We start from the raw sequence: 12,705 nt of genomic DNA, 5'->3' as shown, positions 1-12,705 counted from the left end.
TTCCACAAAACTCAATTAATAGATGAATTACTTTCGCAAAAGCATCCACGAAATGTCTGGCTATGTGCCGGGGGAACAGCCACCGCTAGGCACAAAAATTATTAAACTAAATTCTAATGAAAATCCCTATCCACCTTCTCCAAAAGCGTTAAAAGTGCTTCAGGAAATAGACGGAGAAATGCTGCGCCGCTATCCCGATCCAACTGGCAAACTTTTCCGCATTGCTGCTAGTCAAGTTTTGGGAGTTGCTGACGATTGGATTGTTGTAGGTAACGGCAGCGACGATTTATTAAACTTGATAGTTCGCGCTGTGGGAGAATCAGGGAAACAGATTGTTTGTCCCGCGCCTACCTACGTCTTGTACCGCACTTTGGCAGAAATTCAAGATGCAGAATTTGTTGAAGTTCCTTATCCCGACGACTACAAGCTACCAGTCGATTTGCTAATAGCAGCCCAGGGTGCAGTGACATTTATAGCTTCGCCAAACAGTCCATCGGGAACAGCCATATCTGTTGCAGATTTGGAGAAACTGGCTAAAGAGTTATCGGGCATTCTTGTGATCGACGAAGCTTATGTAGATTTCGCCGAAGACAATGCTTTGAACTTGGCAAAAAAGTACAGTAATGTTATAGTTTTGAGGACGCTTTCAAAAGGTTATTCCCTGGCAGGATTGAGGCTGGGTTTTGGCATAGCAAATCCGGCGCTGCTGGCAGAATTAAATAAAATCAAAGACAGCTATAATGTGGATGCTTTAGCCTATGCAGTGGCGGCGGGTGCGATCGCAGATCAAGACCACAAAATAGCCAACGCCGAAAAGATAAAGGCTTCGCGAGCAAAACTAGGCGTTAGCTTTAAGGAATTAGGCTTTGACGTTTGGCCCTCGCAAACCAACTTTTTGTTAGTTAGGCCACCAAACGGCGATGCAGAAAGAATTTATCAAACACTGAAAGTACGGGGAATATTGATTCGATACTTCAATCAGCCGCGATTAGAAGACAAATTGCGGATTAGTGTAGGTACGGAGGAACAGAATCAAATCTTAGTGAAAACTTTGAAAGAAATCCTCTAGATAACCACCCCAGCAATATAGGTTCGTAGTGAGAACTTCAGTCCGCATCTATCAAAGGACTAAAGCCCTAACTACAAACCATTTGATTACGGATAATTATTAGGATTGTCAATTGCTAATCCGGCAGAATGAGCAATATTCAGCAGTCTGTTGTCCGCCGAAACAAAAATTAGTTGAGTTTCTGGCACTGATGTTAAAACAGATTGAACGTACAAACCCGATGCCAATTGTACAGCATCATAGGCGCGTAATGGGTATTGAATAACCAATTGACCCGCGCTTTCAATCAACGCTGGGTCAACTTCGACTACTCGGTACTGAGTATCAAATTCATTGCGAAACTTTTCCAACAATAAATCGAGTTCACCAGCAGACAGACTTCCCTCGCGCTGACGGCGCGCCAATGCGCTGTGTACCTCCACCCATGTAATCTGACTAATAGCTAAATCGTTATTGGTAGCCACCTCAGTAATTGATTGAATCCAATTACTTCCTATTTCCGGCACATATCGTTTAACCAAAGCGCTGGTATCTAGAAAATAAGCATTTACCACGACCCGCGATCCTCGATAACTATTTCAGAGACAGGTGTTCCAGGTCTTCCCTTCAGTTTTTCAAACAGTTCGCGCCAATTCTTTTCGCGTAGCGCTAATTCGGCTGGATTGATGTGAGTCTGCTTATTTGGCGAACGGATCAATCCGCGTTTATCCATCAACTTAATCGCCAATTCGCGATCGCCCTTGAGTTCTTCCGGCAAAACTTCCGCTACAATTGTGATTTGCACAGTTTCCCCATCATTCAATGACAAAGGACTCAAGGGACGAAAAACCCCGTTTTCGTAGATAGCAGTAATAGTTTCTGGCATAATTACCCTCTTAATTAAATGCTTTGACTTATTGTACTTCTTGTAACTACTTCGTTGCCACCACAGCCAAATTCCAAGCCAAGCGCTTCATCAAAGGCAACTTTTTCAAAAACCCATCCAACCCTTCTAACCGAGAGTATTCCGGTTTCAGTCTGTCTTGTTCAATGATAATCTTTTTCCAATAACGCTCCTCATTCGGATGCACTTTTTCGATCAAATAAAAGCGCAAAAAAATCCAAAGCGATGTCAGCCAAAAGGTATCATAAGCCGTCTCGGAAAACAAAGACTTGACAAAATTCACAATATTAATATCTAAAGGAGTTTCATCCTCTGTCCGCACCTCAGTCGCCATTCTGCGGTAAACATTAATCACCGGATTGTGCTTCATCGGGTCCCAAAAGCAAGCTTTCCCGCCTGGTTTTAGCACCCGGTGCATTTCGCGAATTGCCTTTTCTGGTTCCGGTAAATGGTGCAACAAATTAGAAGCGTAAACAATATCAAAACTGTTGTCCGGGAAATCTAGCGCCATTGCATTCACCGTGCAGCCGTCTATTTTGACGCCGTTTTTCTCAGCCAATTTTAGAGCAACTTCTACCATGCCCTGAGAATAGTCGGCAGCCACACAATGGGCGCCTTTTTTAGCAAAATATACGCTGTTTTCTCCCGCGCCGCAGCCTAAATCTAACAGCCGTTTGCCTGTAATATCGCCCATTTGCTGGACGATAAATCTATTTTCTGGGGCGGTGCAAGCTTCAAAGTAATCATTGACTCGAATGCCGTCAATATCAATTGTGGATGCCCAAGCATCGTGGAATTGTCGCTCTTTTTTTAAGGTTTCGTCTTGCATTTTTCAATAGTTGGTTATTGGTAAAAAAAATTAATTTTAAACCGCAGATAAACCCGGATTAACGCAGATTAATTGAGAGTTATCTGCTTTGCTCTGGGTTCGTCTGCGGTTGGTTTCAAGAAAAATGGCTGACAGTAAATTTATCAGCGCTGTGCTTCTGCAACAACTTGCTTTCCGATCGCAGTTGGCTGTTCGGAGGCTTTTTCAGCACTATGCTGCAATGCCTGATACAGGCGATTTAAAGCGCTGATGTATGCTTCTGCAGACGCTACGATAATGTCGGTATTTGCTGAGTGACCGGAAAATACTTTGCCTTCGTGCCGCAAGCGAATTGTTACTTCGCCGATCGCATCAATTCCTGCTGTCACCGACTGTACAGAAAACTCGATCAACTCGTTCGGTACGTTTACCACCCGGTTAATTGCCCTGTAAATCGCATCCACAGGCCCGGTACCGATCGCAGCATCGGTCAATTCTTCGCCCGCCGGATTCCGCACAGTGACAGTTGCTGTCGGGCGAGATTTGTCGCCGCAGGAAACTTGCACCAATTCTAACCGGAACAGTTCCGGTGCTTGGTGCACTTCGTTATTGGCGATCGCCTCTAAATCCCAATCCGTAATCTCTTTTTTCTTGTCTGCCAAATCTTTAAACTTGACGAAAGCCTTATTTAGCTCATCGTCTGCCATTTCAAAACCCAACTCTTTCAAGCGAGTGTGAAAAGCGTGGCGGCCGGATAATTTACCCAAGACGATTTGATTTTCCGTCAAGCCGATCGACTCAGCGTCCATAATCTCGTATGTCCGCTTATTTTTCAGCACCCCGTCTTGGTGAATTCCCGACTCGTGAGCGAAAGCATTTGCCCCGACAATCGCCTTATTTGGCTGCACCAACATCCCCGTCAAATTGGAAACCAAGCGCGACGTTTTGTAAATTTGGCGCGAGTCAATATTTGTCAGCGGTTCCTCAGAATCCGCAGCCCGGCCCAAGAACGGATTATAATATTGGCGCCGCACGTAAAGCGCCATTACCAACTCTTCCAGAGCTGCATTTCCCGCCCGTTCGCCAATCCCGTTAATCGTGCATTCTAACTGTCTGGCGCCATTTTTTACGGCTTCCAAAAAGTTAGCAACAGCCAATCCTAAGTCATTGTGACCGTGCACCGAAATAATTGCGCGATCGATATTCGGCACATTTTCCTTAATTCCCCGAATCAAAGCCCCAAACTCGCTCGGAGTCGTGTAGCCCACAGTATCGGGAATATTAACCGTAGTCGCACCCGCTGCGATCGCCCGTTCTAGAACCTGATACAAAAACTCCGGTTCCGATCGACAAGCATCTTCCGGCGAAAACTCTACATCATCCACAAAAGACTTAGCGTAAGCCACCATTTCCGGCACAATTTCCAGAACCTCAGCCCGCGTCTTTTTCAGCTTATACTCCAAGTGAATATCAGACGTAGCCAGAAACGTATGAATTCGCGAATTTACTGCTGGTTTCAGAGCCTCTGCTGCTGTTTTAATATCCTGCTTTCTCGCCCGTGCTAAACCGCAAATTGTCGGGCCATCTTCCGTGCCAACCGATCGGGCTATTTTTTGGACGGCCTCGAAATCTCCCGTGCTGGTGAAAGGGAAACCCGCTTCAATCACATCCACGCCCAATCTCGCTAACTGGCGAGCGATCGTCAGCTTTTCATCCACATTCAGAGATGCACCCGGAGATTGTTCTCCGTCCCGCAAAGTCGTATCGAAAATAATAATCCGGTCTTGACTTGGTTGAGTTTTCATAGCTCTAAAAAGTGTGTTCCTGATTTTTACTTGTCTGTTTTTCTGGATTTTAGCCTCCAGTCACCAGTCCCCTGTCTCGCGCCAATAACGAATAATTAATAACCCCTAACCCATAACTACTGACTAATGACTGCTGACTAATGACTAATGACTAATAACTAATGACTAATGACTAATGACTAATAACTAATGACTAATGACTACTGACTAATAATCCATCTTCTCGATATGTTCCCTAATTTCATTTAGGTCTATATACCTATCTGTAGCATTTCTTAACTCTCTTGCAATCATTCCTTCGGTTGATACCACAGTAATATGAGTATTTTTCGAGCGGAGCAGCTCGATCGCCCGCTCAAAATCCCCATCCCCGCTAAACAGCACAACTTGGTCGTATTGATCCACGGTATTAAACATATCAACCACAATTTCTATGTCTAAATTAGCCTTTTGAGAATATCTGCCCGAAGCATCGTCGTAATATTCCTTAAGAATTTTAGTGCGAACGGTGTAACCTAGACTGATCAAAGCATCTCGAAATCCCCTTTGATCTTGGGGGTCTTTTAGGCCCGTATACCAGAAAGCATTGATCAAGATGACATTCGGCTGCGAAGTTTTGAAATATTCGAGCACCCTGCGAGGATCAAAAAACCAGCCGTTCTTTTGTTGAGCGTAGAACATATTGTTCCCGTCCACAAAAATAGAAAGGCGGTTCATTAAGTTTGTCATAGAAACTTAGACCTAATAATTGTAGAAAGAAGTTAATCTAAATATCACATTTTAGCAACATGGAGCTAACTGAGGCAATAGATTAAACTTCAGAAAACTCCATCTCCCCAGTATTTCATATTTTCGGCTCTACCGCCAGAGGGTTCTTTTAAGCCTGCTTGCATTTGAGCGAGGTGCCCTCAAAAACTATACGCCTACTAACTCAATACCGGCTGCCGTGTCAAGGTTAATGGCGCCTTCAAACTACCGCCGTACCGCCCTACCGCCAAGCAGGGATACCGAAGCGCATAGCAGTAGATTTTGCTCCCCTGATTTCATAGCGCAGACTACCTCCGCTCAAGCCTTTTTGCTTTCAAGAGCCCAGCGAGCTAACTCTGTCCGGTTGTGCAGACCTGTTTTGCCCAGCATATTGCTGACGTGGCTTTCGATAGTCCGCTGGCTGACATTCATCACGTCTGCGATCTGGCGGTTTGCCATACCCTGGGCTAGCAACTGTACCACCTTTAACTCAGTGGGAGTCAATTCGACATTGCGGCGCGCCTTAATTTTTGGACCACTCTCCATACCGGGATTTGAGTGGCGAATCAAGCGCGATGCTGCTTTCAGAGAAGATTCCACTTGGGCTACCAGTTCTTCTGGTTCAAAAGGCTTGACTATATAAACGTCAGCCCCAGTGCTCAAGCCTTTTACTCGGTCTGAACTTTGACCTTTTGCGGACAAGAAAAGAACCGGAATCCAGCTAGTGCGAGGGTCTTCCCTGATGTGTTTGACTAAAGTGTAGCCGTCCATTTCCGGCATCATCACATCGCAGATAATCAAGTCGGGAACTTCTTGTTCTAGTTTTTCCAGAGCGTCTCTGCCGTTTTCTGCTGTAATGACGTTGTAACCCCGAAACTCCAAGTAGTCTTTGACGAGCAAGATCAAGTTGGGGTCGTCGTCAACCAGCATCAGCCGTTTTTGGTCTCCTGAATTATTGTCCTTTGTCATGTTTATTCCCGCTAAAGTATCCCGCACACTTCCTTGTTTTCACTTCTGTTTTTTCCGTCAGTCCCCCGCCACCAGGCTGGGAGTGGAGGACGACGGTCGGCTGAAGGGATGGCGGTGAGGGAAAGCGGGGCGGGTATTACCGCTTTCCAACCTATAATTGAGGGCTGTTTGTGAGTGTCTTACGACCTGGAATGCAGCCCAAACCTGTAATGCACGATCGCCCTATCAAGATCAGCCTTGATTGATTGGAGACTCCCTAACAGAGCCCAAGTTAAATATTTAATCTCGATCGGTTCAATTTCAGGTTAATGCCCCGGTTTTAAATGATACTTCTGATATAGAGAAATTTAAGCAGACTCCCTACTTACGTATTTAACTGTTTCTAGTGTAGTTTGGCAACCTGCTTAGTGTCTGCCACTGAGAAATTTTTGCACAAAATTTCACAGTTACTCGGATCGATTTTTTTTACTGTACCTTTTGAGAAACACCAGGAGCACGGGAAGCCGCACAAGTAAGACAAGAACCTAACTACAGTTTTATTGAACTGTAGCAGGTGCGATCGCCCGGACGCCAAACTGTCTCAAATTCTCACCCTTAACCTTAAATTTAACACTTTACCTATAACCCTGTACTTTAGACAGCGCTACACTTAAATGTTTGGCTCCGCCTCACGAGGCGCAGGCAAAGGATGAGTCAAGAAAGCGTATTCTTGAACTACCTTTGAGTTTAGGAGATGTTCCTGAATAATTCTCTCAATGACGGGTGGAGTAACGTCGCGATACCACACTCCGTCTGGATAGACTACCATAATCGGGCCAGACGCGCACACTCGCAGGCAATTGGCTTTCGTGCGAAAGACGCAAGTTGGTCGAGTGGCACTTGGCTTGTCCAACCCCAATTCTTGCAAGCGTTTTTTTAAGTAATTCCACGCCTCCAGACTCGTTTGCCGATCGCAGCACTTGGGCACGGTTTGGTCGGCACAGATAAAAATATGCCGCTCGATTTGAGCGATTCCCAGGCTTTGGACGCAAGCGCTCAAGCCTTGGCTGCAAGATTCCTCGTTATTTTCTGTCATTGTCTTCATCAATCAAAAGTAATTGGTTAGCGGTCGAAAGTCATCACCACAGCCCCCACTCCCACTTCTCCTTCCCTCCAACTCATAGCCGGTTCGGGAACCCGTACTGACAACTAAGTTGCGATCGACCCTGACTAAAGCTAAATTAGCACTCAGGAGTCGAGAGTGCTAATATGTCAGTTGTAAGTAGTCCGCTGTTGCTTTCATCGTGACCCCTGACGACTGACTCACGACAATCTGTAATCTGGAGATTTATTTATGGCAGCAGTATCACTGAGTGTTTCTACCGTTAAACCGTTAGGCGAGCGCGTGTTCGTAAAAGTAAGCGCTAGCGAAGAAAAAACCGCCGGCGGCATCCTTCTGCCCGACACAGCGAAAGAAAAGCCCCAAGTAGGCGAAGTCGCGGCCGTGGGCCCTGGCAAGCGCAATGACGACGGCAGCCGCACTGAAATGGAAGTCAAAGTCGGCGACAAAGTTCTCTACTCGAAGTACGCCGGCACCGACATCAAACTCGGCACAGACGAATACGTCTTGCTTGCAGAAAAAGACATTCTGGCGATCGTTAACTAATTAATCATTAGTCATCAGTCCTTAGTCATCAGTCATTAGTTTAAAGCGAACGCCGCCAAACAACTAATGACACGGGACAAATGACTAAAATCCATAATCCCCAATCCAAAATCTCAAACCCTCAAATCCCCAAAAACTATGGCTAAGCGTATCATCTACAACGAAAATGCACGTCGCGCCCTCGAACGCGGTATGGACATTCTGGCCGAAGCAGTGGCCGTAACCCTCGGCCCCAAAGGCCGTAACGTGGTTCTAGAAAAGAAATTCGGAGCTCCTCAGATCGTCAATGACGGTGTTACCATCGCCAAAGAAATCGAACTAGAAGACCACGTAGAAAATACAGGCGTTGCCCTGATCCGTCAAGCAGCTTCCAAAACCAACGACGCAGCAGGCGACGGTACCACAACTGCTACCGTTTTGGCTCACGCAATGGTCAAAGAAGGTCTGCGTAACGTAGCAGCCGGCGCAAATGCGATCGCCCTCAAGCGCGGTGTTGACAAAGCAACGACGTTTTTGGTAGAAAAAATTGCCGAACACGCCAAACAAGTAGAAGATTCCAAAGCCATCGCTCAAGTCGGCTCCATCTCTGCTGGTAACGACGATGAAGTCGGCCAAATGATTGCTAACGCAATGGACAAGGTGGGCAAGGAAGGCGTGATTTCCCTGGAAGAAGGGAAGTCTATGACCACCGAATTGGAAATCACCGAAGGGATGCGCTTCGACAAAGGCTACATTTCTCCCTATTTCGTAACCGACACTGAGCGGATGGAAGCGATTCTAGAAGAACCTTTCATCTTGCTGACCGACAAGAAAATCGCTTTGGTACAAGATTTAGTACCCGTGCTCGAACAAGTAGCTCGTTCCGGCCGCCCGCTGTTGATCATTGCAGAAGACATTGAGAAAGAAGCTTTAGCTACCCTCGTTGTCAACAAACTGCGCGGTGTATTGAACGTGACTGCTGTTAAAGCACCCGGTTTTGGCGATCGACGCAAAGCCATGTTAGAAGATATCGCCGTATTGACCGGCGGTCAACTAATCACCGAAGATGCCGGTTTGAAACTGGAAAACACCAAGCTCGACATGATCGGCAAAGCCCGCCGCATCACCATCACCAAAGACAGCACCACAATTGTTGCCGAAGGTAACGAAGCTGCCGTTAAGTCCCGCTGCGAACAAATTCGCCGTCAAATGGACGAAACCGAATCTTCCTACGACAAAGAGAAGCTGCAAGAACGTTTGGCCAAATTGGCTGGCGGCGTCGCAGTCATCAAAGTCGGCGCGGCTACCGAAACAGAAATGAAGGATCGCAAACTGCGTTTGGAAGATGCGATCAACGCAACCAAAGCTGCTGTTGAAGAAGGAATTGTTCCTGGCGGCGGTACAACTTTGGCTCACCTGACTCCTCAATTAGAAGAGTGGGCTAACAGCAGCCTGAAGGGCGAAGAATTGACCGGTGCTTTGATTGTGGCACGGGCTCTGGCTGCTCCTCTGAAGCGGATTGCTGAAAATGCTGGTTTGAATGGCGCTGTGATTGCTGAGCGCGTCAAAGAAAAGCCATTTAACGTCGGTTTCAACGCAGCGACAAATGAGTTTGTCGATATGTTTGAAGCTGGTATCGTTGACCCTGCGAAGGTGACTCGTTCTGCTCTGCAAAATGCAGCATCTATTGCTGGCATGGTGCTGACAACCGAGTGCATCGTCGTTGACAAGCCTGAACCGAAGGATGGCGCTGCTGCTGCTGGCGCTGGCGGCGGCATGGGCGGCGGCGACTTCGATTACTAATTAATCGTCGTCTTTAAAGTAGGTGGGGGCGCAAGGGCCCTCACCTACTTTATTTTAATTAAGTAGTTGATTAATAAATCAAGTATCATAGTGGTGTACTCTCTAGTATAGTGAGAGGCGCTATGAAAGCAGAAGTTCTTAAAAGATTATTTAGGGCGATCGCCAGTGCCGACACAGAGGCGATCGACAAACTCACACACCTAGTCATTGAGGAAGAACGCCAGAAGGGACACACGCTACTAGCCGACCAATTAGAGAATATTACCAAAAAGAGCCAGAAAGAGAAATCGACCTCTAACAGCAAAGCAGTTTCGCCAGTACCAAATACCCGACAAGCTTTAAGCGAACTGCCGACAAGTAAGCGATTAAACCTTCCTTTAGTGACTGTCATAGGAAGGGAAAAACTGCGGCATCATATGGTGCTTCCTGAAGTTATTGAAAAACGTTTCCAGCGAATTGAGCGCGAGTATGCAGCAAGAGATAGGCTTGCTCATCACGGACTCCGCTACAGACAAAAAATTCTTCTGTACGGTTTCCCCGGCTGTGGTAAGACACTCGGAGCAGAGCGTTTAGCTTGGAATACAGGTTTACCACTTCTCAAAGTTCGATTTGATGCAATGGTATCATCTTTTTTAGGCGAAACGGCGAGTAATTTGAGGCTTGTTTTTGAAGAAGCATCAAAAAATCCATGTTTGTTGTTTCTTGATGAATGCGACTCAATTGCTAAATCAAGAGAAGACCATCAGGAAGTAGGAGAAATTAAGCGAGTGGTAAATACATTTCTTCAAATTTTGGATGAATATGAACCCACCTCTGGTCTGATTGTAGCAGCTACAAACCTCACTAAATCTCTTGATACTGCACTGTGGAGACGATTTGATGATTTGATAGAAGTACCAAAGCCCGGAGAAAAAGAGTTAGAATTTATCCTAAAAGAAACACTATCTGCTATGGAAGTAGGCTCTATCAACTGGCCTGTGCTGATTGAACAGATGAGAGATTTTTCTGCTGCTCAAGCTGTGAGGGTTGCACAAGATGCTGCTAAACGGGCAATTCTTGAGCGAGAGGAGCTAGTCATTCACGAACACTTGGAAGAAGCGATTAAAGAAATCAAGGTTGGATAAATTTATTTTTTTGTGTCAGGAGAAGTAAATGGTTGAACGTTCTGATAGATTTCCGCATATTCAGCTCAGCCTTGCAAAAGAAGGAATTGCTGCAAGTCCACAAGGAGGAGGCAGGAAGAAAGATCCTCAAACACTCGCAAATTCAGGTGACAGATGGGGGCATGGTAGTCGGCTAAATAGTTCCGTATCATCCATAACTGCTAATTGGAAAGATACTGAAGAAAAACGAGAAGAAGAAGAGCAACCCGAACTTCCTCAATCTCGACGCATTATCTTAAAAATAGATCCAAATGCTTTCGATCCAGAGAGTCTTAAATCCTATGGGATTGAGCTAATTGCAGAGATCGAAGATGGATATATTATTGGTGCATCAGCAGATTTAGAACTTAGTGAACTGCGAAATAAAATAGGAAAATTTATTAGAGAAGAATATGGTGGTGGAAAAGTTGCTGAAATCTGGGATCTGATTGACGGAATAAAAAAGCCAGAATACATTCTTTCGCCAGAATTAATGGCTCATTGGGATCGAGTTAAAAATGACCACATATACACAGTTGATGTAGGTATTGCTTGTGTAGCGATTACACCTAAGTTACCTAATTCTCCCAAGAGAGAAACTAATGAAAGTGATGAGCATTTTGAAAAAAGAGTTAATCGTTGGATTGACAAACGTGACTTTACCTATGAAAACTGGGATGAGATAAAGTCCGAAAGAGAAAATGAGTTCACAGAATTTATTCAAAATTATAAAGGAGAAATATTAAATATAGTTGATGGAAGTATTCCTCAATCAGCTAAATTACCAGATAGTTTTTCTTGTAGAATTCAAATTTCCGGTAAAGGATTAAAAGATTTAGTTTTCAACTTTCCTTATATTTTTGATGTCAGTGAGCCTGATGAGTTTGCTGAATTTGTTGAGCGAGAAGCTTTATCTGATGTTGATACTCCTACTTTCAAACTACAAGCACCGAAATTAAATGCTCCCAAGGTATGTGTTATAGATAGTGGGATTCAAGAAAGGCATCCTCTTTTACAAGCAGCAATTGATTGCGATAATTCAACATCTTGGGTGCCGGGAGAAATCGACCAAACTGCTGACCGTGTTAGGAATGGTGGACACGGAACCAGGGTAGCTGGTGCAGTCATTTACCCAATAACCATACCTCGTACTGGAAATGAAAAAGCTATTTGCTGGATTCAAAATGCGAGAGTCCTTGATGTTAATCGTAAACTACCTAAACAGCTATTTCCACCTAAATTTCTAGGTGATATTGTGGACTTTTATCACGGTCAAACAAAAACTAGAATTTTTAACCATTCTATTACTGGGTCGGTTCCATGTCGCACCCGATATATGAGTGCGTGGGCTGCGACGATCGATAATCTGACATGGCACAACGATATACTTTTTATTGTAGCATCCGGCAATCTACCATTAAATGAAAAAATCGGCTTCACAAGATTATCTGTCAAAGACCATCTTGCAGCAAATCGGCTATGTCCCGATTATCTTTTAGAAGATTCTTGTAGAATTGCGAACCCGGCTCAAAGTTTTCAAGCCTTAACCGTTGGCTCAATTTCTCTAGCTTCTTATCATGCACTATCTTCTTCGTCCATATCACAAAAGGATAAACCCTCAGCTTTTTCATGTTCTGGGTTAGGTATTTGGGATACAATTAAACCCGAAGTAGTTGAATATGGTGGGGACTTAGTAAAAGATGAATCTATACCACCTAACATTACTTACCCTAAAGAAGTTTGCCCTGAATTAGTACGATCGACTTTGAATGGTGGGCCATTCGTAACAAGTTAAGCCTGTATGGCAGTTGTCAAGGGGATTTCAGAAGATGTCTCAAAGAAATATTGGTTCAGA

Annotated in this window: 12 protein-coding genes; 5 read left to right on the top strand and 7 right to left on the bottom strand. The window is 45.0% G+C overall.

Features of this window, described 5'->3' with window-relative positions; genetic code table 11:
• The first annotated feature begins 22 nt into the window (after positions 1–22).
• Entirely contained in the window at positions 23–1,069 is a 1,047-nt protein-coding gene (gene hisC, locus QUA57_RS07105; RefSeq protein ID WP_333061669.1) for a histidinol-phosphate transaminase, read from the top strand.
• Between the two features lie 86 nt (positions 1,070–1,155).
• Here hisC and QUA57_RS07100 read toward each other — a convergent pair whose 3' ends face one another.
• From QUA57_RS07100 to QUA57_RS07070, 7 genes are all read right to left on the bottom strand, one after another.
• Positions 1,156–1,623 (bottom strand): type II toxin-antitoxin system VapC family toxin, encoded by a 468-nt coding sequence (locus QUA57_RS07100; protein WP_333061668.1) that lies wholly within the window; start codon positions 1,621–1,623, stop codon positions 1,156–1,158.
• Positions 1,617–1,934, bottom strand: coding sequence for an antitoxin family protein (locus QUA57_RS07095; RefSeq protein ID WP_333061667.1), 318 nt, complete (start codon positions 1,932–1,934; stop codon positions 1,617–1,619). The genes QUA57_RS07100 and QUA57_RS07095 overlap by 7 nt, the downstream gene beginning before the upstream one ends.
• 46 nt (positions 1,935–1,980) lie before the next feature.
• A complete protein-coding gene (locus QUA57_RS07090) occupies positions 1,981–2,781 on the bottom strand; it encodes a class I SAM-dependent methyltransferase (RefSeq protein WP_333061666.1) in 801 nt (266 codons plus the stop codon).
• Between the two features lie 143 nt (positions 2,782–2,924).
• Positions 2,925–4,565 carry a 2-isopropylmalate synthase gene (locus QUA57_RS07085; RefSeq protein WP_333061664.1) on the bottom strand — a complete coding sequence of 547 codons (1,641 nt, stop codon included), beginning with the start codon at positions 4,563–4,565 and terminating at the stop codon, positions 2,925–2,927.
• A gap of 207 nt (positions 4,566–4,772) precedes the next feature.
• Positions 4,773–5,294, bottom strand: a complete 522-nt coding sequence (locus tag QUA57_RS07080; protein ID WP_006633075.1) for a LabA-like NYN domain-containing protein — start codon at positions 5,292–5,294, stop codon at positions 4,773–4,775.
• A 336-nt stretch (positions 5,295–5,630) separates the two neighbouring features.
• Complete coding sequence (locus tag QUA57_RS07075) at positions 5,631–6,281, bottom strand: response regulator transcription factor (protein WP_333061663.1); 651 nt, start codon at positions 6,279–6,281, stop codon at positions 5,631–5,633.
• Positions 6,282–6,930: 649 nt separating this feature from the next.
• A complete protein-coding gene (locus QUA57_RS07070; protein WP_333061726.1) occupies positions 6,931–7,356 on the bottom strand; it encodes a ferredoxin in 426 nt (141 codons plus the stop codon).
• A 258-nt stretch (positions 7,357–7,614) separates the two neighbouring features.
• Between QUA57_RS07070 and groES the strand changes: the two genes are divergently transcribed.
• From groES to QUA57_RS07050, 4 genes are all read left to right on the top strand, one after another.
• On the top strand, positions 7,615–7,926 hold the full coding sequence (gene groES / locus QUA57_RS07065; protein WP_006633072.1) for a co-chaperone GroES: 312 nt from the start codon (positions 7,615–7,617) through the stop codon (positions 7,924–7,926).
• 138 nt (positions 7,927–8,064) lie between these two features.
• Positions 8,065–9,708 (top strand): chaperonin GroEL, encoded by a 1,644-nt coding sequence (groL, locus tag QUA57_RS07060; RefSeq protein ID WP_015174510.1) that lies wholly within the window; start codon positions 8,065–8,067, stop codon positions 9,706–9,708.
• Between the two features lie 122 nt (positions 9,709–9,830).
• A complete protein-coding gene (locus QUA57_RS07055) occupies positions 9,831–10,832 on the top strand; it encodes an ATP-binding protein (protein WP_333061662.1) in 1,002 nt (333 codons plus the stop codon).
• A gap of 28 nt (positions 10,833–10,860) precedes the next feature.
• Positions 10,861–12,645: a S8 family peptidase gene (locus QUA57_RS07050; RefSeq protein WP_333061660.1), complete on the top strand. Its 1,785-nt coding sequence runs from the start codon at positions 10,861–10,863 to the stop codon at positions 12,643–12,645.
• Positions 12,646–12,705 lie beyond the last annotated feature (60 nt).

It is taken from the genome of Microcoleus sp. Pol7_B2, assembly GCF_036701035.1.
In the GTDB taxonomy this organism is placed as follows: domain Bacteria; phylum Cyanobacteriota; class Cyanobacteriia; order Cyanobacteriales; family Microcoleaceae; genus Microcoleus.
The sequence above is the reverse complement of the archived record's forward strand: the minus strand, read 5'-3'. Positions and strand labels throughout refer to the sequence as shown.